Genomic DNA, 22,992 nt, shown 5'->3' with positions numbered 1-22,992 from the left:
AATGATTCAAAAGGATAAATTCATAATTTGAATCATCATAATTGTAAATTAAACTTATCTAGTCAAAGAAATATTTAAACAAATTAGCAATTCCGGATTCCTTCTTCTTTTTTTCCTTCGGTTCATTTGATTTTGACTGTTTTTTGGTTCGTTTCGGTTTCTGTTCATTGGTATTTTCAATAACAGAAGGGAATAATTCTTTACCTTGTATTTTCGCATTACGATAAGCAAATTGCAATATTCCTACCCCAGCTGTAAACTGTGGTTCCCTTACACCGATGTAATCCGGGATGGCAATACGCACATTCGAATGAAATAAATCCTGTGCAAGCTCGGAAACACCCGGCATTGCCATTGTTCCACCTGTTAGCACATATCCACCAGGTAATTCCTGGTAGCCCATTCTTCGAATTTCTCTTTCCGCAAAAGCATAAATTTCTTCCATTCTTGCTTCAATCATATCAGATATTTGCAGTTGATTATAGGATTGTCTCGTATTGCTTCCAATAATAGAAGCTTCAAATGTTTCATCTTCACGGGCAGTATCATAAAATGCATGTCCATAATTTAATTTTATGTCCTCTGCTTCTTCCGTAGATGTTCTTAAGCCGATGGATAAATCTTTTGTTATATTATCCCCACCTAAATTAACAACACTTGTAGATGCTAAATGATCATTCTCAAATATGGAAACAGTAGAACATCCTCCACCAACATCAATAAGGGCCACACCCATATTCTTCTCGTCATCAGACAAGGCGATAGTTCCTGCTGCAAGCGGCTGCAGGCAAATGTCGGACACTTGTAAATTCGCACGTTCAACACATTTTAACGTATTATGTAAAACAGTTTTAGAACAAGTAATAATCGTCCCTTCCATTTCTAAACGAACGCCTATCATGCCTCTCGGGTCATTGATTTCATCTAAACCATCAACGATAAACTGCTTAGGTATAACATCAATAATTTCCCGTTCCGGTGGTATGGACACAACTTGTGCTCCATCAATTACCCTTGCAATATCCTCATCACCAATTTCGCGATTTTCACTTTGAACAGCTACCACCCCGTGACAGGATTGCAATTGTATATGGCTCCCATTAATACCTACGACAACACTGTCAATCTGCATTCCAACCATACGCTCTGCCTGTTCTACAGCATTTCTGATCGAGTGTACTGTTTGGTCAATATCAACAATAGCACCTTTTTTCATACCATTAGATTTGGCAGTACCAACACCAATAATATTCAGTGAATCATTTAAAACTTCTCCAATAATTACTTTGATTTTTGTTGTCCCTATATCAAGACTAACTAGTACGTCACTGTTATTCAAAGAAAGGCACCTCCTAATTCAGCGGCATCTGATTAAATCAAATGTCATCTTTTACTACAATTTCTATGGTTCTATTATAATTTAATATTTTAGAGGAAATTACGTAAAAAATAAAATATATATAGGTAATTCTACACAAAACAGCCATTTCCCTTTATTTTATTGCATATTTACTATAAATTTCGTTACCTTTTTTAAATATATGGCTTTCGTAACAAAATTCATTACCTACATTTCTCATAGAAACTGTCTCCTATTCATTCTCTTGCTCCTCTTCCTCGCCTTCGTCATCAAATGATTCAAAATAAGCACCAACACCAATATGAATAATTCCTTCACTTTCCGGATCTAATTGAGAAACAATAGAAGGATAGACTTGCATTTTATCAGCAAAGTTTCTGATTGTCCCATTTACCAGAAAACCATCATTCATATAAAGCAGTATTTCATTCTGATTTTCATCTGTTGGTTTCCAATGAATTTCGGAAATTAAATTTAAGATAGTTTCAGGTAACTCCTGGAGTTCCTTAGTCATCCTATGTAAATATTCCTCTTCCGTAAAGTCTACAATCAGTGGAGCATCACCATTGATACTCTCTTGTTCTATTTCATTTAATGTTGTTCCGTTTCCTAAAATTGGATAGAAACTGTTTTCCTCTTTAACATATCCTACTCTGTCGTATTCCGTTAGTTGAATATCTACTGCCCATGGAAAATTCCTTTTCACCTCAGCAGATTCAATGATCGGGTTATCCGCTAATGTTGTTGTTATATTTGACTTGTCAATTGTCCAAATATTCGTTTGGGTTGTTAATTCACTTTGTTCAATTACTTCTTCATCTTTCAAAAATGAATTTCCTGTTACATTAATTGTTTTAATATGACTTAACGGTGATTGCAGATAGACAATAATTGAAATTAAAACGAAAAAAATAGATAGATAAAATATTAAACGTCGATTTGCCTTTTTTTTACGTGCTTGTTTCAACTTTGGAATGCGATCCTCTATTGAAACAACTTTTTTTTTGCTCATCTCCATTTCTTCCCTTGTAAAAAATATTATCAGAAATAAAAACGGCATAAAATATGCCGTATTTTTATGTTACATGAATTATACCATATAATGCACCCTAACATGTAGTACACATTGCTTAGTTTATTCAGTTTTTTAATGGAAATTTTTATAAACACCTAACAAAAGCAAAATTTGGATGTATTATTTGTTAAATTCTTGAATAATAGCTAATATTTAGGAGAACACCTACCGAACATAATGTTAATGTTAACGATGAACCACCATAACTTAAAAATGGCAATGTAATTCCAGTTACTGGAATCAAGCCAATAACAACACTAATATTTATCATGACCTGAATGATCAACATGGATACAATACCAAGTGCAAGAAAGCGTCCAAACAGATCAGGTGCTTCCAGGGAAATTTTAATACCACGCCATAGCAACAAAAGGAATAGTCCAATGACAATCGTTCCGCCAATAAAACCAAGCTCCTCACCCAATATCGCAAATATAAAATCCGTCTGTGGTTCAGGTAAATAAAAATACTTCTGTAGACTTTCCCCTAAACCAACACCCATTAAACCACCTGGCCCTATGGAATAGAGGGACTGAATTATTTGGAATCCATCTCCCAAAGGATCCTCCCATGGATTTAGATAAGCCGTAATTCGACTGATCCGATATGGTGCTGAAATAATAAGAAATACAAATCCTGCAAGCCCTAAAGCAGCTAGTCCAATAAAATGGGATAGCCTTGCCCCTGCAACGAAAATCATGAGCATACATGTAAGAACGAGTACCATCCCTGTTCCAAGATCTGGCTGTAGCATAATTAATCCAAATGCAGTAAATACAAGTATAATAGAAGGGAAAAACCCTTTTTTAAACGAAGTAATATACTTTTGACCCTTAGCTAAATATGCCGCTAAGAAGAAAATTAATCCCAGTTTCATAAATTCAGAAGGCTGAATACTAAACGCACCAACACCTATCCAGCTCTGTGCTCCTCCACGGACCATCCCAATACCTGGTATCAACACAAGAAATAATAATATAAAACAACCTACCAATATAACTTTGGCATAATTTTTCCATGTGTTATATGGAATGAGCATGAAAAAGAACATTGCAATCACACCTGCACTTGCAAAGAGCAATTGTCTTTTCACATAATACAATGAATCAGCAAACTTATATTCTGACCAAACATAGGAAGCACTGTAGACCATAATAATACCTATAATTAACAAAGTAAAAACGACTGCTAACAATGTATAATCAGGCTTACTCTGATCTTTAAATATTCGTTGAAACAAAAAAACACCCCTTTTCCATATTTTGGAAGAGGGGCCTTTTACACGTGAATATATTCATGACTGTTTAAAACAAGCCCCCTACACTAATGTATGCACAGCTTGTATAAACATGTCACCTCTCTCTTCAAATGTCCTGTACTGATCCCAGCTCGCACAGGCGGGTGATAATAGAATCACATCTCCTTCTTCTGAGACCTGATATGCCTTCTCTGTTGCATTCATCACATCCGTTACCTTCAAAACCACTGGGATGCCTGCGTCTTCAGCTAAACTTTTAAGTTTATCGGCAGTTTCCCCAAACACTACCATTACTTTAACATTTTTGAGAAAAGGAATTAGGTCAGTAAATTCATTTCCGCGATCGAGTCCCCCTGCTAATAAAATTATGGGCTGCTCAAAAGAGGATAGTGCTTTTTGTGTTGCTAATATATTTGTTGCCTTAGAATCATTGTAAAAAAAACGGCCATTCACCTTATCAACATATTGCAATCGGTGCTTTACACCCGAAAACGTTGTTAGTACTTTCTGTATACCTTCATTCGAAGCCCCACTTAACTTAGCAGCCGCAACAGAGGCTAGGATGTTTTCCAGGTTATGTATACCGACCAGTACAATCATTTTTCGATCGATTATTTTTTCATCTTTAAAGTAAATACTCTCTTCATCAATCCAGGCCCCGCCCTCGAGTTTTCTATTCACCGAAAATGGAACTTTTATGGATTTTGCATGTTTTACTGCATCAATCAAATTGGGATCATCTGCATTATAGATCAGATAATCCTCACTCGTTTGATTCTTGAAAATAGCATATTTTGCGTTTTTATAGTTTTCAAATGTTTTATGATAATCTATATGCGCTTCATATATATTTAATAAAATTGCGATTTTAGGCTTAAATTTCTCTATTCCCAGTAATTGAAAGGAAGAAAGCTCTAGAACAAGTCTTTCATCTTCAGCTAGAGACCCAGCAATATCAGTAGCTACCGTGCCAATATTACCGGCCACTTTTACAGGTTGATTACTGCTAGCTAACATTGCTTCGGTGAGTGTTGTCGTTGTTGTCTTTCCATTGGAACCGGTAATTCCTACTATAGACTCTTCAACTAATCTACCGGCAAGCTCGATTTCTGTAATAATTGGGATATTTCTATTTTGGGCTTCCTCTATAATCGTATTTTCATATGGTATGCCTGGGTTTTTTACAATCACTTCAATATCATCTAGAACAGACAGCGGATGGGAGCCAACGATTACTTCTGCCCCCATTGATGTTAATGTTCGAACAATTTCATCATCTTCACTAGCCTTCATGTCATTTACTCTTACGTCTATTCCACTCGCCAATAGAAGTTTAGTAGCTGCTGTTCCACTCTTTGCCATTCCTAGGACGAGTACATGCGTATAATTAAAATCCGTTAATTTTTTCAACCTAAGCCCACCTCAATATAGATGCCAAGAGCGGCAAAAACAAGTCCAATTAACCAGAATGTTGTCACTACCCGCCATTCAGACCAGCCTTTTAATTCATAATGATGATGCAAGGGACTCATTTTAAACACCCTTTTACCTGTTGTTTTAAATGAAATAACTTGAATAATGACAGAGAGTGTTTCCATGACGAACACTCCGCCAATAATCACTAAAATAATTTCCAGTTTTGTTAAAATAGCTATTGCAGCTATAGACCCACCTAATGCCAGCGAACCGGTATCTCCCATAAACACCTTCGCAGGGTGTGCATTAAATACGAGAAATCCAAGCAATGCACCAACAGCAGCTAAAGCAAAGATGGTGACTTCAGATGATGCGAAACCGAACCATGCTAAAATACCGAAAGCTCCAAAGGCAATAGCAGCAGTTCCGGCTAATAATCCGTCCAGCCCATCCGTTAAATTAACTGCATTTGATGAGCCAACCAGCATCACGATAATTAGTAGCGCATAGACCCACCCGAGTTCCCATTGAATTTCAGTTCCGGGTAGTTGAATATAAGTAGGAAAACCCTGACTTTGCAGGATAAAATAAAATACAAGTGCAATAACAACCTGTCCAAACAGTTTTTGTTTCGATGTTAATCCTAAATTTCGTTTCATTGCCACTTTAATAAAATCATCAAGAAACCCTAAAAACCCATAACCAACCAAAACTAATAATAATAACCAAAGCTCATAGCCAATCCCATTTGCTGATGCTTTGCTTACCATTATAATTGACGTAATGATAATGCCGACAACAATGATGAGACCACCCATTGTAGGGGTACCAGTCTTTTTCAAATGTGACTGCGGGCCTTCTTCTCTAATGCTTTGTCCGAACTTTAAACGTCTTAAAAAAGGGATAAATATTGGAGACAAAAGGACGGTAATTAAAAATGCTATAGCAATTGTCATCAATAATATAGATATATTCACTTTGTATCCTCCTTGTACAATAACCGTCCATAAAGCTTATGGATGTGTAATTTCATTGATAAATGATTCAAATTGTAAGCCTCTTGAAGCCTTAAATAAAAGTAATGCTCTTCCTTGCAAATAAGGTTGTAATGCATGTATTAGTTCTTCTTTTACTGTAAAATGCATGCAGTAAATAGATTTATTATTTTCTTCAACGGCAGTAGTTATATGTTTTGATTCATTTCCATATGTGAATACCACCGTGATCGGATCATTAATTACAGTTGCTACAGATTGATGCATAACTTTAGAATAATCGCCTAATTCCAGGATATCCCCAAGAATAAGCACCTTTTCAGTGAAACCCTCCATTCGTTTCACCACCTCAATTGCAGCTTTCATCGAAGTAGGTGAAGCATTATAGGCATCATTAATAATCGATACGTCATTTATTCCTTTCACCATTTCAAAACGCATTCCTGTTAGCTCTAAAGAAAGCAAAGCCTGTCTTCTTTTTTCTATGTCAATTCCCATCCGCTCTCCAAGTGCTATCGCAAAAGTTGCATTTAATGCATGATGCCTCCCTAATAGCGGAATCGTATAGCTAACGCCGTCTCCTAATTGGAAATTTGTTTGACCGGGCATGATTTCAACATTTTTAATCACAATATCATTACGCTCATGAAAACCGCATGTGATGCTATTTTTAGTGTGAACCTGATTTAATAACTCCTCATCCCCATCAATGATAATCATTCCATTTTTCTTCATGCCATTTGTGATTTCTAGCTTGGCTTCTGCTATACCTTCGCGAGAACCTAAGTATTCAATATGGGACTCACCTATATTCGTAATAATGACGTGATCCGGTCTGGCAATCCTGGATAATAAATCTATTTCTCCAAAGTCACTCATCCCCATTTCCAGTACTAACACTTCCGTATCTCTTGACATGGATAGGATGGTTAATGGCAACCCGATATGATTATTGTAATTACCATCCGTATGATGGGTTCGGTATAATGTCTTTACCATTGTTGCCACAAGATCCTTTGTCGTTGTTTTTCCATTGGATCCAGTGATTCCAATTACAGTCGGATTAATTTCATTTCTATAATGGGCAGCAAGCTGCTGCAGCGCTTCTACCGTATTATCTACAAAGAACACCGGAAAATCTGTTGGTAGAATTTCCGGCAGATTTTTTTCACGATTCCATAAAATAGCTGCAGCACCATTTTCAAAAGCTTGTTTGATATAATCATGCCCATCAAAATTTTCCCCAACGATCGGTATGAATAATGCCTTCGTCGCCTTAACACGACTATCGGTAAATACTTTTTCTATGATAATTGGTTCGTCAACTCTTCCACTAAAGTCAGTGAATAGATTGGATAACCATTCTGTAGTAAATAACATTATTATTTCTCCTTAGCTTGGATCGCTTCTTTGGCAACTTTTCGGTCATCGAAGTTATATTTTACAGACCCGACTTCCTGGTAGGTTTCATGACCTTTACCTGCGATTAATATAATATCTTCATCCTGAGCATGTTCTATCGCCTGGTAAATCGCCTTTTTCCGATCAATAATTACTTCATATTTTTGTCTGCTTTTCTCTAAACCGGCAGTCATATCATTTAATATAACACGCGGGTCTTCTGAACGTGGATTATCTGATGTAAATATTACATGATCTGCATAGTTTAAAGCAATACCCGCCATAAGTGGTCGTTTTGCTCGATCACGATTGCCGCCACATCCAACCACGACGTATACTTTTTTCTGTGCGAATCCTTTCGCTGTTTGTAATACATTTTCCAGAGAATCCGGTGTATGTGCATAATCCACGATGACGGCATATGATTGATCGGTAGTAACCGGTTCAAATCTTCCGTCTACCCCAAGTATACTTTCAAGTGCATGTTTAATGACATGTAAAGGTACATTCCATGCAATTGCAGCTGTACTGGCTGCTAACATATTATAAATATTAAACATTCCGATCAGATTGCTGTTAATACTAACTGTTCCTACGGGTGTCTTCAGTCTAAAAAACGTTCCTTTAGCATCCAGTTTGATATCTTTAGCCATTACCTTAGCATCATTCTGGCAACCATATGTTATAACATGCTGTGCTGTACTTTGTTTCATATATGTGCTTGAAGGATCATCCTCATTAATAACGGCAAATTTTGGATCACCTTCACTATAGGTATTCCCTAATTGAGCAAACAAAAGACTTTTTGCACGTAAATAATCATCTATATTTTTATGATAGTCTAGGTGGTCTTGAGACAGATTCGTAAAAACGGCAACATCATAATCACAGCCATAAACTCTGCCAATATCAAGCGCATGGGAGGAAACTTCCATAATAGCTTGCTCCACATTCTGATCAAGCATTTTCTGGAATGACTTTTGTAATAGGAGAGAATTTGGTGTCGTATTATCAATCGGATACGTTTTCTCCCCTATTTTCATTTGTATGGTACCAATTACGCCCGTCTTTTTCTTATTGTGCTGAAAAATGGTCTCCAATAAATAAGTTACAGTAGTTTTTCCATTTGTACCGGTTACTCCTATAAGAGGGATTTTGCTTGTTGGATTGTTATAAAATTTAACTGCAAGTATTGCTAAGGTTCTGATAGTATCCGAAACAGTCACAATCGGCACGGAGGAAGTCACTTTTTTTTCGGTAATAATCACAACTGCACCATTATCAATGGCTTGCTTTACATAATTATGACCATCAACAGTGAAACCATTTATACATACAAAAAGGCTTCCTGGTTTAACTTTTCTTGAATCAATTTCAATATCATGAATATCAATTTCCTCGATAAATGATGCAGTTTCATAGAACGGTATGCTTGAAAGCATTTCTGTTAATTTCATTAACAACATCCTATCTATAAGAATATCCAACATATGTATTCGTGTTAACTCCATTTGATAAGAGGGTGGAAGGAGCCACCCTCTTATTTTCCCTATATATTATAGCAAACTTTTACATCATTCACGATCATTTTCATCAGATAAGAAAATTCTCATTGTTGAACCTTCTTCCACTTGGGTTCCAGGGCTTGGCGCTTGATCAATGATATAATCACCCGATCCATTTGTCTCAATGGATAAATTTGTCATATATTCAGTTAACTCATCCTTGGATAGTCCGAGCAAATCGGGAACCTCTACTTTTGGTTGTTCCGGCCATTGAACGTCCTTATCCGGCCCACTCGTTCGTGGTTCAACTTCTAATGCTCGTAAGCTATCACCTATAATTGTACCGGCTATCGGAGCAGCTACTACTCCGCCGAACTGAATCGTATCTTTGGGATTATCGATAGCGACATATACAACTATTTCCGGATCATCTGCCGGAGCAAATCCCATAAATGATACAATATAGTTATTTTCCATATAACTTCCATCAGGACCTACTTTTTGTGCGGTTCCTGTTTTTCCACCAACTCTGTACCCTTCAACATATGCGGGTCTACCTGTCCCTTGTGCAACAACACTTTCTAATGCATAACGAATTTCTTCTGACGTAGATTCTGAGATCACCCTATCTTTCACCTCAGGTTCAAATTCCTCTACCGTTTCTTCCGTTTGCGGATCAACCCATTCCTTAGCGATATGAGGCTCGTATAAGTACCCTCCATTTATAGTGGCGGCTACTGCCATAACTTGTTGAATCGGCGTAACGGACACCCCCTGGCCAAAAGATGTCGTACCCAACTCCACAGGACCTACATTTGCTGGTTCAAAAAGTATTCCAGTTCCTTCACCTTGCAAATCAATTCCGGTTTCCTGGCCAAATCCGAAGTCATCAATGTAGGTAAATAATTTTTCTGTTCCTAATTCCTGCCCTAGATTAACAAACCCAGGGTTACAGGAATTTTGTACAACTTCAAGGTAGGTCTGTTCACCATGCCCACCACTTTTCCAGCAGTGCAGATGTGTTCCTCCTACATCTATGTGTCCATCATCATGAAATGTATCTTCCTCTAAATCAACAACATTTTCTTCTAAAGCTGCGGCTAATGTTATAATCTTAAACGTTGAACCCGGTTCATACGTACTCCAGATAGGCAGATTCCGATCAAATATAGAAGCATCCACTTCCTGGTAGTTTTCGGGATTGAATGTAGGCCTTGAAGACATTCCCAATACCCCGCCTGTTTTCGGATCTACAGCAATAGCAAGTGCTTGATCCGGATTGTACTTAGATACAGCCAAATCAAGTTCCCGCTCGATAATGGTTTGCACCTTTGAATCAATTGTCGTCTTTAAATTTAAACCATCTTCCGGTGACGTATAGCTGTCAGCAAGCTGATCCAGTCTTCCACCTTTTGCGTCGGAATAATAGGAAAGACTCCCTTCCTCTCCGCTCAAGTTCTCATCGTAATAAAGCTCCAACCCCATCAATCCTTGATTGTCAATACCTGTAAATCCTAATACATGTGCTAAATTATCATCATACGGATAGTGACGCTTTGAATCTTTGGCTAGATAAAGTCCATCAATGTTAAGTGTTCGAAGTGCTTCTTCCTGGGTTTCGGAAATCTTTCTTCCTTCCGGGTGAATCCGAACGATGTTCTCGTTTTCTGTAAGATACAAGTAAGCTTCATCTACAGACAAGCCTAAGATGTCTGCAATTTGTTCAGCAGTTTCTTCCGGGTTGTCTATTTGTCTTGGTACCACCATGACTGAAGGAGCAGAAACATTTTCTGCCAAAACATCTCCATTTCTGTCAAGTATATTACCACGGTCAGGTTCAAAGGTTATATCCCTGCTCCATGATTCATCCGCTTTTTCCATTAATTCTTCGCCAAGTACAAATTGAACATACCCCAACCGAAAAACGATCACGCCTATTAATAATAGCCCAAAAAGAAAAACAGTAACGATTCGTTTTTTTACAGTGATAGTGGATACACGTTTCATTCTTCATCCCCTTTTCATAGGTAGGCTTGTATCCACTATATGAACTAAAAAAACCGAATAGAACACTGTTATCATTGGTTATATTATTCTGCATGTTTATTCATTGTCACCTGAATCCTCATTAGGTGGGGCTAATTCCACTCCTAGATAATCGCCTTCTTTAAGCGGGGTACCCTCTTCAATATTTTGTGTTACAACATAACCATTTCCAAATGTTTCAATTTGCAACTGTGTTAAATCCGCCAGTTCCAGCACTTCTCTTAACGACCAGCCCATTACATTTGGCATTGTCGGTTCATCTGTAACTAAAAGAATAGGATCATTTGGAAGTACCTCATCACCTTCTTGCACATTGGCAGCTACCACTTCGCCTGAACCTACTGTCGTAACCTTCAAGCCAAGATCATTTAACTCTTCTTCGGTTTGTGATGAATTCGTCCCTATGAGTTTTGGTAAGGTAATATTCTGGACGGATTGGTCTTCCTCTTTGTCAGGATCAATATTCAAATAGTGCAAACTATTTTCCATGACATTATTAAATACAAATGCAACAGGATCAGAACCCGACTCATCAATTTCCAGTTCAGGTTGTTTGACTGATACATACATCATTAGCTGTGGATCATCAACTGGAGCCATCCCCAAAAACGAAAATATGTGATTTTCACGCCCATTTGCATAACCTCCCCCATTTGGGTTAGGCATCTGTGCCGTACCTGTTTTCCCACCGACTGTATAGTCATCTAACTTATACTTTGCACCTGTTGCATCTTCTCCATTCACAGCAGAATCAAGCAAGCTTCTAACCTGGTCGGAGGTTTCTTTAGAAATTGGCTCACCTACAACATTCGGTGATTTTTCTTTAATAACTTCTCCCGTTGATGAGTCTACTACTTCCTGAATGACATATGGTTGAAGCATTTTTCCGTCATTTGCAATTGCTGTTGCAGCTTTCATTTGTTGAATTGGTGTTACGGTACTACCTTGACCAAAAGAAGTCGTGATTTTTTCCAGTGGCCAATTATATAGTATTTCACCTGGGACTTCACCAGGCAAATCAATACCTGTCTCTTTATCCATATCAAATGCTTCTAAATACTCTAAGTACGTTTCCGCTCCGAGCTTCTCCCAGAGTAATTTAGCTGCAGCTACGTTTGATGAACGTCTAAATCCTTCATCATAAGAAATGCTTCCCCAGCCTTCTCCGTTGTTGTGATCATGAATCGGAGCTATTTTTTCATTAGCGCGATACGTACCTGATTCAAATTCCTCATCCCCATTATATACGCCTTCCTCGATTGCAGCAGCCCATGTAAACATTTTAACAGTGGACCCGGGCTCAAATGGGTTTGAAATGACATCATTATACCAGTTTTCTACATTTGCCGGATTATTTGGATTATAACTTGGCCGATTACTCATTGCTACGATTTCTCCCGTTTTCGGATCCATCACAACAGCTGTCATACGCTCTGGATCATAATCTTGCTCTACTTGGGACAACGTATCCTCCAGTAAGGTTTGTATCTTTTGATCAATTGTCAAATAAACATCATCACCGTCTTCAGGCTTTTGGATTACTTCGTTTGGATCCAATAGCTTTTTATTATACTTGTCACGATGATAAGATATGAAACCATCCTGGCCGCTTAATAAATCGTTCATTTCTTTTTCCATGCCCACTTCACCGGTGATTTCTCTCACGGTTTCTCCTTCATCTGTTTCCCTTTCAGAATCTCTGGCAAATCCAATAATATGGGATGCAAACATTCCGTTTGGATAATAGCGAATCGCTTCTTTTTCAAAATTAATTCCCGGTAAATCCAGTTCCGCAATTTCATCTCTTTCTTGCTGAGAAAGTTCCTTTCCGGCATTACCAAACTCTACTTGAAACTGATCCCCTTCTATACCGCTTTGCAACCGATCTAAAATTTCATTTTCTTCCATTTCTAGTTTGGGTGCTAGCATTTCGGCTGTTTTTTCAGGATCCGTTACATGATCCGGATCTTCTAAATCACTTGAATAAGCTTCATCAACAATTGCGTATATGCGAAAAGTTGGTCTGTCATAGGCTAAGGTCATTCCATTTTTATCAAAAATTTGACCTCGTTCTGCTTCTAACGGATAAGCAGATGTGCGCTTTTCATCAGCCCAATCCTCTAATGAAACATCATTAACTTCACCAGTTGCCTGTATATACAAGAACCTGCCTGTTAGAACTAAAAAGACGGCAACAAAGAATATGATTAAAATTCCTGCCATGAGGTGGGTTGTTTTGTTTTTTCTCATAACATGTTCCCCTTGATTTAATTCGTTAATGCGTTTGCTTGCTTCACTTCCGCATCTTGTATTTTTAATCCATTTTCTTTTGCAATTTGTGTAATTCTCTCAGGTCTACTTAATTCTTTCACCTCAAATAGAAGGGCTTCATTTGTCACTTGCTGACTTTGTACGGTTTGTTCCAGTGACTGCATTTCCCTGTTTAATGTATCTGTGGATGATGAGAAGGAAACCATAGCTATTCCTGCAACAATTAAACAGGTAGCTGTAAGAGAATATATAATTTTTTCACCTTTGGTTATCCATCCCTGTTTTCGGACTTTAACAGCAACCTGCCGTTCTTTATTTGGTGTTTCTATTGGCCTTGTCTGTTCCCAACTTCTAGCTTGATTTACGCTCATTATTTTTTCCACCCTTCCCCATAGGTAAATTCTTCATTCCAAACATTGACTTTTTCACTAATACGCAATTTTGCCGACCTTGACCTTCGATTCGTTTCCAACTCATCGTTACCTGCCACAATTGGCTTTCTGGTAATTAGTTTAAATGGAGCTTCATGATCTTTCGGGATTACCGGCAAATTTCTCGGCATCTCCTTTGGCGTACTCCACTTTTTAAACGCTTGTTTACACAGTCTATCTTCAAGTGAGTGGAATGTAATAACGACGATTCGTCCATTAATATCAATTGCCTTTGCAGCTTGATGGAGTGCATCATTGAATGCGTTCAGCTCGTCATTCACTGCAATACGTAATGCTTGAAAAATACGTTTTGCAGGATGACCACCTTTCCTTCGGGCCGGAGCTGGTATAGCATCCTTAATGATCTCCACTAATTGATGTGTGGTTTGGATTTGTTCTGTCTTCCTGTATGCTTCTATCTTTCGTGCTATTTGTTTCGAAAATTTTTCTTCCCCATATTTGAAAAAAATGGATACCAAATCATTATAGGACCAGTTGTTTACGGCCTCAAAAGCAGTAAGCTCCTGAACCTGATTCATTCGCATATCAAGCTTTGCATCATATTGATAGCTAAAGCCTCTCATTCCTTTGTCCAGCTGAGGTGAGGATACACCAAGATCAAATAAAATTCCGTCTACATGATTAATATGATGCTTGTCCAACTGTTCTTTGAGACTCCGAAAATTAGCGTGGACAAAAACGATACGATCTTGATATGGCTCTAACCTTTTTTTGGCTGCATCTAACGCCTCCAAATCCTGGTCAAACGCGACAAGCAAACCACTTTCATCCAGTTGACTGGCAATTTGTTCAGAGTGACCGCCACCACCTAATGTACAATCTACGTATGTACCACTTGGCTTAATGTCCAGTCCTTGAATCGATTCATCTCTCAATACACTATAATGTTCAAACATCCATACACCTTCTTCTAATAACTTCCTATCCACTACACTAGCGTTGCTACCTCTCTTCAAATATCAAAGTCCATTAAGTTTTCAGCGATCTCAGCGAAAGATTCCTCAGAATCATTAAAGTAATCTTCCCAATTCTCACTAGCCCAGAATTCAATTCGATTAGATACACCTATTACTACACATTCTTTGTCTAATGCAGCGTAATTTCTAAGAGATTGTGGAATGTTTATTCTTCCCTGTTTATCCACTTCGCATTCTACTGCTCCGGAAAAGAAGAACCGTGTGAATGCCCTGGCATCTTTTTTTGTTAACGGTAGTTTTTTAAGTTTTTCCTCTAGTATTTTCCATTCATTCATCGGATAAGCGAACAGACATTTATCAAGTCCACGGGTCACAACAAAAGACGCACCAAGTTCTTCACGAAACTTGGAAGGGACAATGATTCTACCTTTTGTATCAAAGTTGTGTTGGAATTCACCCATGAACATATAGTCCGCCCCACTTTCTAATTTTATGTTACCACATTCCCCCACTATTCACCACCATAATTTCAAAAAAAATGAAATCCATTATAAACCATTTATCTCAATCTCTTTTTTAAACATAAAAAAAGCTGCCTTATCAATGAAAGACAGCTTTTTCAATTGATTTATTAAATTGTGGTGGAAAGTGGGTGCTTTTAAGCAATCTCTTATATATAAACAAGGTAATGGTCATGTTCAAATGAACAGGGTGCATTAGTCATCTTTTTTATAAAATCAGTCCCATACGCATTAATTAAGGGTAGGGGGTTCCAAATACGTTCCTGCAAGCCACCACGCGGCTGTAACACATTATTAATATGATCGAATTCGTATAATTCCTTTGCGTATTTTTCTTGAAGTGCTTTCCTGATTCGATCTTCTAGATATTCAATATCACTATAAAGATAAGATAAATTTTTATCAGCTAACTCGCCCAAATCAGAGCGGATATCCCTGGCTATATCCCTCAAGGGTGCATGTGCTTTATCCACAGCAACTTTGATTTCATTTACTACCTGCTCGACCGGTGGATTACTCTTTGACGTGAGCCAATTATCTTTTATATCTTCCACACCTTGGTTGACAGCATCTGTAGCACTAATGTCAAATCTCTTTAAGGACTTTTCCAGATTTCTATCGATATATGTAATCGAAAGCCTTGGTAACAAAGGAGGCATTTTCATATTTAAAGCGTGAAAAGCAGGCTTTAATGCAGCCCAATAGCTAATTTCTCCCGGTCCACCTATGAAAGCTAATGAAGGAAATAACAATTCCTGCATCAAAGGGCGGGTTACTACATTATTACTCAAGCATTCGGGATGGGCCCTTGCAGTAGTTATTAATTCCTCTGTTGTAAGACGGACTTCATTTTGCTTCCCTATCCATTCCCCATTATCACTGCGCATAAGCAATATTCGTTCATTATTTTTATGATAAAAAAGATGCCCGTCAGTAGAATCCACGTCAAGCGATAGGGAGTAGCCTTTTTGCTGTAATTGTGAAAAAGCAGCATACACGCCTTCGCTTATCTCAGGCTGGTTTTCAATTAATTGAATAAAATAACTACTTTCTAATTGACGGACTTTCGGATCTGCGGAATCAATTAACACTAAACCTTCCTCGGTAAATAATTGATAAATAACACGTGCAAAAAAATCCACATAGGTAGTAGATTTATCCAGACATCCTTTAACCGTTTCATATAAATCTTTCGTATATTGCGTTTCTGTTAATTGCTCAAATAGTTTATTTAACCATGCATTACTCTCTGACTCGTCCATATGGATATGTGATACAGAGTGTTTTTCAAATCCGCGTTGAAGAAGTTTGTGTTTTTTCATTTGCGCCTGATTCGGTAAGTATATATGATTGATTTCATCTAAATCATGATCCTCTCCAGCAATCCAGAAAACGGGTATAACAGGGATGTTTAAATCAGCTTCCTGTTGTTTGGCAAATTGGATGATTGAAATAATTTTATTAATCGTATACATCGGCCCTGTCATTAACCCAGCCTGTTGTCCACCAATAACAACAACACTGTTATCCTCTTTTAATCGTTCTATATTATGATAGGTTGAATCAGGAGCTTCCCATTGTTTATTAATCATACGTAATACGTTTGCTAAACCCACACGGTCAAAGGAGCGATTTTTCAAGTCTTTGACTCGCTGCTCGCCGCTTTCAAAAGGCATGTAATCAAAAAATTGTTTCATTTGATCACTTTTGTTTCGATAATCATAAATAAATTGACTTTGTCTATGTAACTGTATCGGGTCGATCTGCATAGATCTCATGCTCCTTCTATTCATAATGTCCACCATGTATTGTACATAAAACCAACATGAATTTCATTTAATCTGTTTTAGGAGGCTTCTATTAGAAAAAAATTCGCTGTATAACCCCTATCAATACTAAACAGATGTATAAAAACAGGAAAATTAAGAAGCACAGCCGCCAGAGTGTTTTAAATGCTTTTGTCAGTACTACTTCGGTTCTCGCCTTCCATTGCAGAATTATGATTCCGGCGAGCATACTTAAAAGCAAAACTAGCATAATTCCAATAAATTGCTGGTCAAAAATGTCGGATAAAAGTATCAGGACAGCTATCATATATAAAATAGTTGTCCAGTTAACGGAAATGCGGATCGCCTTCCATTGATGATCATATAATCTCAAGGATATTTTATATACAATCCAAGTGGCTAAGATGGGAACAGTTATAAAAAATGCTATGAAATATATAATAAAATCAACCATCACTAGTTAATTCCTTTCTTCATTTCGAATGCTTTTATAATATTCATTACCTCTCGCCTTTTTCGGTTATGTCCAGTTGTTATATTGTACCAAACAGATTACCCTTTTGGCTTTTATTTTTATAATTATTGGTTCTTTTATTTCATTCTGCTCTTATTTATATTATAATAAGTCTTAGAGATAATTCTGACATCAAAGGGGGAAGGGTTACCATGACAAATGTAAAAATCGAGAAGCTTTTAATAAATTATAAAACATTGGAAGAATTTAAGCACTTCAAAGAATACGGAAATCAGGAATTATCCATGATAGAGGACTTGCAAAATAATATCGTGGAAAATGACAGTGAATCTCCATTTTTCGGAATTTACTATGGTAATAATCTTGTAGCTAGAATGAGTTTGTATAGGGTTACAGCAAAATATGACGCTTATTTCGAGCCACCTCAAGACTATTTAACGTTATGGAAACTAGAGGTATTGCCTAGCTACCAAGGAAAGGGGTACGGAAAAGCATTGGTTGATTTTGCTAAAGCCAATAATTTACCTATTAAAACAAACCCTCGAATTAACTCTCATGGTTTCTGGGAGAAAATGGGCTTTCAAAAAGCACATTATGATATGGAGAGAGACCTGGGTGAAAATCCCTTAATTTGGCTCCCGGAAGGTGTTCAAGAACAAGAAATCCATTAAAAAGAACGAGACATGAATGTTCATTCTCATTCATGTCTTTTCTATGCAGGTACAGCTTCGCCAAAACCAGGTTTTCTAACATTCATTCTTTTTGGTTTGTCTTTACCCAGCCCCATAATTTCCCCATCTCACCCCAGGCACTATCATAACGCAGGAGTTGTTGTTTCAGGCGTTCATTCTCCTCTTTTAATTGATTCATTATCTTTTCTTGTTCTTGTTGGATTATATTATTTTCATCAGGATAATTTGATTTTATTTTTTCCAATAATCCAATAGCTGTTTCTATTGTATCTCTTTCTTGTGTATTAGGTTCTGTGAAACTCCAGATATCTTTCCTGCCAGTTTGTTTTCTTTCTTCCTTGGCTAGTTGAACGCGGTCCTGATAATCTTTGCGAATGGTTGCATTCCATCTGAATCCACATGCAGCTGATGTACGTGATAATTGTTCTGCCACTTCTTTAAACGCTTCTAGTTGCGTTTTACCATCCCGGATATGGCGCAATACAGTTTCAGCTAAAATAATATCCTCATCTTTTGTCCAAGCATCTTGACGGGTTGCGTTCATATCATCCCTCCTTATACGTTTGCTATCAATGTATGCAAAAAATAGGAGTGATAGAATAAATTCTTTACGCTTTTCGTGCGAAAAATTGCCGGACAGCCTCTTTATGTTCCATTGAATCCCATAGTTGAGAACAATTACGAACTTCTTCATTCATTAAAGAAGATAGTCCAAGACTGGATAGTTTTTTCTTATATTGGCTCTTTACTATTTTCATTTGATCATAAGATTTCTGAATATACGGTTGTAATAACTGATCGCGGTCATTCCAAACTTCAGCACTAACAATATGTTGTAGCCAGCCACGTTCTTTTAACTCACTTGCATCAAATGCATTCGCCTCCATCAACCATTGCAAGGCAAAACTTGGATTGACTTTTTCATATAAAAGCACGCCACCGCCCCATCCGGGAATAATTCCAAGTTTAGTTTGCACAAAACCAAACCTGCTTGTCTCTCTTGAAATTCGAATATCACAAGCAGTTGCAATTTCACAACCTCCACCCCAAGCATCTCCATTTAACAGGCAGATTGTAGGAACAGGAAATGATACAATTTCATAGAGAACTTCTTTCATCGGGTATAAATGTGTAAAAGCTTCATCTGATGTTAGATTTCCATGTAAATAATTTAGATCACCACCGGCGGAGAATATTTTTTCACCCGCTCCGGTTATAACTAAAAACGTGATAGAATCCTGTTTAGCTGTGTCCAGACTACTTTTTAATTCATCAACCATTTCTTCAGATATTGCGTTATGTTTTTCGGGTCTATTTAAACAAATTTCTCCGTAACCTGCTGAAGATTTGTGGTATGTAATCGTTTTACTCAATTAAAGTCCCACCCTTCATTCTATAATGGATAAAAAAACAGATCACCTTATAGTGACCTGTCTGTGAAATATAAAATTCCATTAGCTGCTTACAACTTCCTTACCATCATAATGTCCACATGATTTACAAACATGATGCGGTTTTGCTAATTCACCACAATTGGAACACTCTACCATGCCAGGTACGTGTAATTTTTTATGCGTACGGCGTTGATTTTTTACCTTTTTAGAAGTTCTTCTTTTTGGTACTGCCATGACTTACACCTCCTTCATATCACGAGAGCTTAGAATCCGAATCTTTACTGTTGCTTTTTATCATCATCTTTAAGTAAAGACTCCAGCTTTTTTAAACGTGGATCTATCTTCTTTTCATCTGATTTCTGTGAAACAAATTCCCATCCTTGCCCTTTCACAGGGGCTTTTTCCTGATCACCTTTTGAAAATACTCGAAATGGAACTTCCAATAAAATATTTTCTTTTATATATGGGGTCAAGTCAATTATTTCTCCATCTACTGGATGAATTTCACTTTCCTCTTCTTCTTCCCCATAGTATGGTGATGTTGAAAACACCTCATCCGCTTTTATCTCAAAAGGATAGGGTACATCCACCAATGTACGGGCACATGGTAAAATCATTTCTCCCACAATAGTAAATGAAAAAATGATTTGCTCGCCCTGATAGATATATCTACCATGAACTCGAACAGGTTTAATTTCACGTATATCATTTTTCATTGTTTCCAGTTCAGAAACATCTACCTTATCATCAAAAGGATAAGGCTCATGATTAGCATCTTTTCTAATTTGACCTAAAATAAATTTCATTTGTAATCACCTCAAGGCAACAAGAGTTATTCTAAAAGAAAAGTAGAGTTTTGTCAAGATATTTCTTTAGATACGGATAGCCTTCCCGTTCTCTGCAGCAGTAACCCTATTTTTTAATTGTGTAAAAGTGCATACATCGGTTTTTTTTGATACAATAATTACCATCTTATTTATAGGAGATGAAACCATGAAGGCATGTGGTCTAATCGTTGAATACAACCCTTTTCATAATGGGCATCAATATCATGTCCAGGAAGCAAAAGAAACTTCCGGAGCTGACTGCATGATTGCTGTTATGAGCGGGTCCTTTCTGCAAAGAGGTGAGCCGGCAATCATTGATAAATTTCATCGCACGCGTGCTGCACTGCAATCAGGTGTAGACATCGTTTTGGAATTACCATCCCCCTATGCTGTTCAAAGCAGTGATCTATTTGCAGCGGGTTCTGTTCATACATTACACGAAATAGGTGTTTCCAGTATTAACTTTGGCAGTGAATCTGGTGATATCTCTCATTTTATAACAAGTTATAAAACCTTTAAAGGAAAAGAAACTGTTTATAAAAAGAAACTTAAATCTCAGCTGGATCAAGGCGTATCTTTTCCAGAAGCAAGCAAGTTTGCCTATCAGCAAATCGGCTTAACAACCGGTACGATAGATTTGGCAAAACCAAACAATATACTCGGCTTCAGCTATGTTAAAACAATTCTGGAAAACAACCTGCCAATTCAACCATTAACCATACAGCGAACAAACAGCGGCTATCATGATCAAACGATCACTAGCTCTATTGCAAGTGCTACAAGTATCCGTAATGCATTATTTGAAAATGGCGGTATAACACCAAAAATTGCTGAATCAATTCCTGCAGAAACATATCGGCAACTCGAACAATATAAAAGTGAGGCTACTACGTGGCATACATGGGAGGAATATTTCCCGTTGGTTCATTACCGTGTGATGACAATGACACTGAATGAACTTGCCGCAATTAACGGGGTTGATGAAGGTCTGGAATATCGCATTAAAAAAACAGCAAAAGATGCAACATCATTTATGACATGGATCGAAGCAATTAAAACAAAAAGATATACGTGGACAAGGCTACAACGTATGTTTGTTCATATTTTAACAAATACCACCAAAATTGATATGAAAGAGATGCTAGCTTCGTCTTCCGTACCCTACATACGGTTACTTGGATTAAATCAAACAGGCAGGTCCTATATAAACCAGATTAGAAAACAGCTGGATATCCCTATTGTGAGCAAATTAAGCCGAAATATTGATCCAATGCTAGCTTTTGAAGAAAAAGTCAGCAATGCGTATTACAGCATTTTACCGCCAAGACAAAAAAATCAGCTACGCAAACAGGAAATACAACCACCAATAGGCATATAAAGACAGACCTTCGAATCTTTAAGGTCTGTCTTTATCTAGTTATTTGCTTTCTATCTCTTGTAAATAGGTCAATGCATCACTAAAGGTGTCTACTGGAATAATTTTCATATCTGCATCAATCTCTTCAGCCGTTTCTAGAGCCAATTGATAGTTGGAATCTTCGGCACCATTTTCATTTGGTGCAAAGAAAATATCAACACCTTCTCGGTTAGCAGCAACAATTTTTTTATCAATCCCACCTATTCTGAGCACATTCCCGTCATAGTCAACCTCGCCCGTACCAGCGATTTGATAACCTTTCGTTATGTCGGTTTCTGTCAGCTGATCGTATATTTCCAATGAAAACATTAACCCTGCACTCGGTCCACCAATGTTGCCACTGGAGAAGTTCACTTCAGGGTCAACGGTAACGCTCCGATCTGTTACTAAGCTGATTCCAATTCCAACTTTATTACCTGAATCACTAAATTCTTCTAATGTAATATCCTCTGTTAGTCTTTCTTCGTCGCGTACAATTTCAAGTGTTATCGTATCATTCGCGTCTTTATTTTCAACATAGCTAATCAAATCATCTGCTTCATTTATATCTGTACCGTCTATTCCAATGATACGATCACCCATTTGAAGCTTGCCATCGGCAGGCATTCCCTCCACTACGGAAACAACGTAGATACCATTATAATCAATCGTAATATCCTCATTCGCCGCTTCATAAGCAACAACTGTCGAAGCTTCCTGCGAGCTTTCCATCATTTGGAGTTGAGCTTGCATATATTCATCTTCCGTAATACCTTCAGGGCGAACATGATCAAGTGGTACGATCTCACTGTGTGGAAGAATCATCGCCCAAATATATTGGACAGGAGTCGCCTGCCCACCACTGATTGTGACAAGATGCATGTCCCCTTCACTCCCGTGGCCATCCTCCACTTCAACAATAGGGTTCAATGCATCTGCTGCACCAGGTTTTTGAATATAATAGTCAAGCTGGTATGCAGCAAGAAAATAAGCCACGATAACGACAACTATCAAGGAAATTATATGTTTTTTTGTGAATTTCATAAGTAAGGGGCCCCTTCCATATCCAACGCTGATTACGTGTAAATAATACAGCTGTAAAAAAAGTGTATGGCATAAATAGGATGTGTATGTGCGTATATTTATAGAGAGTTGTACAAAAACAAAAAAAACACATCTATATTTACTATAACAAGATAAAATT

The 22,992-nt window shown here is 37.5% G+C and carries 21 protein-coding genes; 2 read left to right on the top strand and 19 right to left on the bottom strand.

Annotated features, from left to right (window positions below; genetic code table 11):
* Nucleotides 1-58: 58 nt before the first annotated feature.
* The 14 genes from ftsA to KFZ58_RS19355 form a co-directional block, all read right to left on the bottom strand.
* Nucleotides 59-1,339: a cell division protein FtsA gene (gene ftsA, locus KFZ58_RS08405; RefSeq protein WP_235794350.1), complete on the bottom strand. Its 1,281-nt coding sequence runs from the start codon at nucleotides 1,337-1,339 to the stop codon at nucleotides 59-61.
* A gap of 253 nt (nucleotides 1,340-1,592) precedes the next feature.
* The gene (locus KFZ58_RS08400; RefSeq protein WP_235794349.1) at nucleotides 1,593-2,372 is read right to left on the bottom strand and encodes a cell division protein FtsQ/DivIB; all 780 of its coding nucleotides are present in this window, start codon (nucleotides 2,370-2,372) and stop codon (nucleotides 1,593-1,595) included.
* A 190-nt stretch (nucleotides 2,373-2,562) separates the two neighbouring features.
* Nucleotides 2,563-3,675 carry a stage V sporulation protein E gene (gene spoVE, locus KFZ58_RS08395; protein WP_370642474.1) on the bottom strand — a complete coding sequence of 371 codons (1,113 nt, stop codon included), beginning with the start codon at nucleotides 3,673-3,675 and terminating at the stop codon, nucleotides 2,563-2,565.
* Nucleotides 3,676-3,753: 78 nt separating this feature from the next.
* Complete coding sequence (gene murD / locus KFZ58_RS08390) at nucleotides 3,754-5,103, bottom strand: UDP-N-acetylmuramoyl-L-alanine--D-glutamate ligase (protein ID WP_235794348.1); 1,350 nt, start codon at nucleotides 5,101-5,103, stop codon at nucleotides 3,754-3,756.
* Nucleotides 5,100-6,065, bottom strand: coding sequence for a phospho-N-acetylmuramoyl-pentapeptide-transferase (mraY, locus tag KFZ58_RS08385; protein ID WP_370642499.1), 966 nt, complete (start codon nucleotides 6,063-6,065; stop codon nucleotides 5,100-5,102). Before mraY ends, murD begins: the two co-directional genes overlap by 4 nt.
* 57 nt (nucleotides 6,066-6,122) lie before the next feature.
* The gene (locus tag KFZ58_RS08380) at nucleotides 6,123-7,484 is read right to left on the bottom strand and encodes a UDP-N-acetylmuramoyl-tripeptide--D-alanyl-D-alanine ligase (protein WP_235794346.1); all 1,362 of its coding nucleotides are present in this window, start codon (nucleotides 7,482-7,484) and stop codon (nucleotides 6,123-6,125) included.
* Nucleotides 7,485-7,486: 2 nt separating this feature from the next.
* Nucleotides 7,487-8,962, bottom strand: a complete 1,476-nt coding sequence (locus KFZ58_RS08375; RefSeq protein ID WP_235794345.1) for a UDP-N-acetylmuramoyl-L-alanyl-D-glutamate--2,6-diaminopimelate ligase — start codon at nucleotides 8,960-8,962, stop codon at nucleotides 7,487-7,489.
* A 117-nt stretch (nucleotides 8,963-9,079) separates the two neighbouring features.
* On the bottom strand, nucleotides 9,080-11,017 hold the full coding sequence (locus KFZ58_RS08370) for a stage V sporulation protein D (RefSeq protein ID WP_235794344.1): 1,938 nt from the start codon (nucleotides 11,015-11,017) through the stop codon (nucleotides 9,080-9,082).
* 96 nt (nucleotides 11,018-11,113) lie between these two features.
* Nucleotides 11,114-13,306 (bottom strand): PASTA domain-containing penicillin-binding protein, encoded by a 2,193-nt coding sequence (locus tag KFZ58_RS08365; protein ID WP_235794343.1) that lies wholly within the window; start codon nucleotides 13,304-13,306, stop codon nucleotides 11,114-11,116.
* A gap of 17 nt (nucleotides 13,307-13,323) precedes the next feature.
* Nucleotides 13,324-13,698: a cell division protein FtsL gene (ftsL, locus tag KFZ58_RS08360; protein WP_235794342.1), complete on the bottom strand. Its 375-nt coding sequence runs from the start codon at nucleotides 13,696-13,698 to the stop codon at nucleotides 13,324-13,326.
* Nucleotides 13,698-14,675 carry a 16S rRNA (cytosine(1402)-N(4))-methyltransferase RsmH gene (gene rsmH / locus KFZ58_RS08355; RefSeq protein WP_235794341.1) on the bottom strand — a complete coding sequence of 326 codons (978 nt, stop codon included), beginning with the start codon at nucleotides 14,673-14,675 and terminating at the stop codon, nucleotides 13,698-13,700. Before rsmH ends, ftsL begins: the two co-directional genes overlap by 1 nt.
* 56 nt (nucleotides 14,676-14,731) lie before the next feature.
* Complete coding sequence (gene mraZ / locus KFZ58_RS08350) at nucleotides 14,732-15,163, bottom strand: division/cell wall cluster transcriptional repressor MraZ (RefSeq protein WP_235794704.1); 432 nt, start codon at nucleotides 15,161-15,163, stop codon at nucleotides 14,732-14,734.
* Nucleotides 15,164-15,366: 203 nt separating this feature from the next.
* Nucleotides 15,367-16,986 carry a bacillithiol biosynthesis cysteine-adding enzyme BshC gene (gene bshC / locus KFZ58_RS08345; RefSeq protein WP_235794340.1) on the bottom strand — a complete coding sequence of 540 codons (1,620 nt, stop codon included), beginning with the start codon at nucleotides 16,984-16,986 and terminating at the stop codon, nucleotides 15,367-15,369.
* 91 nt (nucleotides 16,987-17,077) lie between these two features.
* Complete coding sequence (locus KFZ58_RS19355) at nucleotides 17,078-17,458, bottom strand: DUF3397 domain-containing protein (protein WP_370642473.1); 381 nt, start codon at nucleotides 17,456-17,458, stop codon at nucleotides 17,078-17,080.
* A 212-nt stretch (nucleotides 17,459-17,670) separates the two neighbouring features.
* Between KFZ58_RS19355 and KFZ58_RS08340 the strand changes: the two genes are divergently transcribed.
* Complete coding sequence (locus tag KFZ58_RS08340) at nucleotides 17,671-18,150, top strand: N-acetyltransferase (RefSeq protein ID WP_235794339.1); 480 nt, start codon at nucleotides 17,671-17,673, stop codon at nucleotides 18,148-18,150.
* 82 nt (nucleotides 18,151-18,232) lie between these two features.
* Here KFZ58_RS08340 and KFZ58_RS08335 read toward each other — a convergent pair whose 3' ends face one another.
* The 4 genes from KFZ58_RS08335 to KFZ58_RS08320 all read right to left on the bottom strand — a co-directional run bounded on the left by KFZ58_RS08335 (nucleotide 18,233) and on the right by KFZ58_RS08320 (nucleotide 20,371).
* Entirely contained in the window at nucleotides 18,233-18,715 is a 483-nt protein-coding gene (locus KFZ58_RS08335) for an RsfA family transcriptional regulator (protein WP_235794338.1), read from the bottom strand.
* A 64-nt stretch (nucleotides 18,716-18,779) separates the two neighbouring features.
* A complete protein-coding gene (locus KFZ58_RS08330) occupies nucleotides 18,780-19,544 on the bottom strand; it encodes an enoyl-CoA hydratase/isomerase family protein (RefSeq protein ID WP_235794337.1) in 765 nt (254 codons plus the stop codon).
* An 81-nt stretch (nucleotides 19,545-19,625) separates the two neighbouring features.
* Complete coding sequence (rpmF, locus tag KFZ58_RS08325; RefSeq protein ID WP_235794336.1) at nucleotides 19,626-19,799, bottom strand: 50S ribosomal protein L32; 174 nt, start codon at nucleotides 19,797-19,799, stop codon at nucleotides 19,626-19,628.
* A 44-nt stretch (nucleotides 19,800-19,843) separates the two neighbouring features.
* Nucleotides 19,844-20,371 carry a YceD family protein gene (locus tag KFZ58_RS08320; RefSeq protein WP_235794335.1) on the bottom strand — a complete coding sequence of 176 codons (528 nt, stop codon included), beginning with the start codon at nucleotides 20,369-20,371 and terminating at the stop codon, nucleotides 19,844-19,846.
* A 187-nt stretch (nucleotides 20,372-20,558) separates the two neighbouring features.
* On the opposite strand from KFZ58_RS08320, the gene KFZ58_RS08315 reads away from it, so the two are divergent.
* On the top strand, nucleotides 20,559-21,770 hold the full coding sequence (locus KFZ58_RS08315; RefSeq protein WP_235794334.1) for a nucleotidyltransferase: 1,212 nt from the start codon (nucleotides 20,559-20,561) through the stop codon (nucleotides 21,768-21,770).
* Nucleotides 21,771-21,809: 39 nt separating this feature from the next.
* On the opposite strand, the gene KFZ58_RS08310 is transcribed toward KFZ58_RS08315, so the two are convergent.
* On the bottom strand, nucleotides 21,810-22,832 hold the full coding sequence (locus KFZ58_RS08310; protein ID WP_235794333.1) for a SepM family pheromone-processing serine protease: 1,023 nt from the start codon (nucleotides 22,830-22,832) through the stop codon (nucleotides 21,810-21,812).
* Between the last annotated feature and the right edge of the window lie 160 nt (nucleotides 22,833-22,992).

It is taken from the genome of Virgibacillus sp. NKC19-16 (genome assembly GCF_021560035.1).
In the GTDB taxonomy this organism is placed as follows: domain Bacteria; phylum Bacillota; class Bacilli; order Bacillales; family Amphibacillaceae; genus Virgibacillus_L; species Virgibacillus_L salidurans.
This window is presented reverse-complemented; position numbering and strand designations above follow the sequence as displayed.

Coding starts and splice junctions, on each gene's coding strand:
- KFZ58_RS08315 (WP_235794334.1), top strand. CDS start 20,559: ATGAAGGCATGTGGTCTAATCGTTGAATACAACCCTTTTCATAATGGG.
- KFZ58_RS08400 (WP_235794349.1), bottom strand. CDS start 2,372: ATGAGCAAAAAAAAAGTTGTTTCAATAGAGGATCGCATTCCAAAGTTG.
- KFZ58_RS08340 (WP_235794339.1), top strand. CDS start 17,671: ATGACAAATGTAAAAATCGAGAAGCTTTTAATAAATTATAAAACATTG.
- KFZ58_RS08380 (WP_235794346.1), bottom strand. CDS start 7,484: ATGTTATTTACTACAGAATGGTTATCCAATCTATTCACTGACTTTAGT.
- rpmF (WP_235794336.1), bottom strand. CDS start 19,799: ATGGCAGTACCAAAAAGAAGAACTTCTAAAAAGGTAAAAAATCAACGC.
- KFZ58_RS08375 (WP_235794345.1), bottom strand. CDS start 8,962: ATGAAATTAACAGAAATGCTTTCAAGCATACCGTTCTATGAAACTGCA.
- rsmH (WP_235794341.1), bottom strand. CDS start 14,675: ATGTTTGAACATTATAGTGTATTGAGAGATGAATCGATTCAAGGACTG.
- KFZ58_RS08335 (WP_235794338.1), bottom strand. CDS start 18,715: ATGAACGCAACCCGTCAAGATGCTTGGACAAAAGATGAGGATATTATT.
- KFZ58_RS08320 (WP_235794335.1), bottom strand. CDS start 20,371: ATGAAATTTATTTTAGGTCAAATTAGAAAAGATGCTAATCATGAGCCT.
- mraZ (WP_235794704.1), bottom strand. CDS start 15,163: ATGTTCATGGGTGAATTCCAACACAACTTTGATACAAAAGGTAGAATC.
- bshC (WP_235794340.1), bottom strand. CDS start 16,986: ATGCAGATCGACCCGATACAGTTACATAGACAAAGTCAATTTATTTAT.
- KFZ58_RS19355 (WP_370642473.1), bottom strand. CDS start 17,458: ATGGTTGATTTTATTATATATTTCATAGCATTTTTTATAACTGTTCCC.
- KFZ58_RS08310 (WP_235794333.1), bottom strand. CDS start 22,832: ATGAAATTCACAAAAAAACATATAATTTCCTTGATAGTTGTCGTTATC.
- mraY (WP_370642499.1), bottom strand. CDS start 6,065: ATGACAATTGCTATAGCATTTTTAATTACCGTCCTTTTGTCTCCAATA.
- ftsL (WP_235794342.1), bottom strand. CDS start 13,698: ATGAGCGTAAATCAAGCTAGAAGTTGGGAACAGACAAGGCCAATAGAA.
- KFZ58_RS08370 (WP_235794344.1), bottom strand. CDS start 11,017: ATGAAACGTGTATCCACTATCACTGTAAAAAAACGAATCGTTACTGTT.
- KFZ58_RS08365 (WP_235794343.1), bottom strand. CDS start 13,306: ATGAGAAAAAACAAAACAACCCACCTCATGGCAGGAATTTTAATCATA.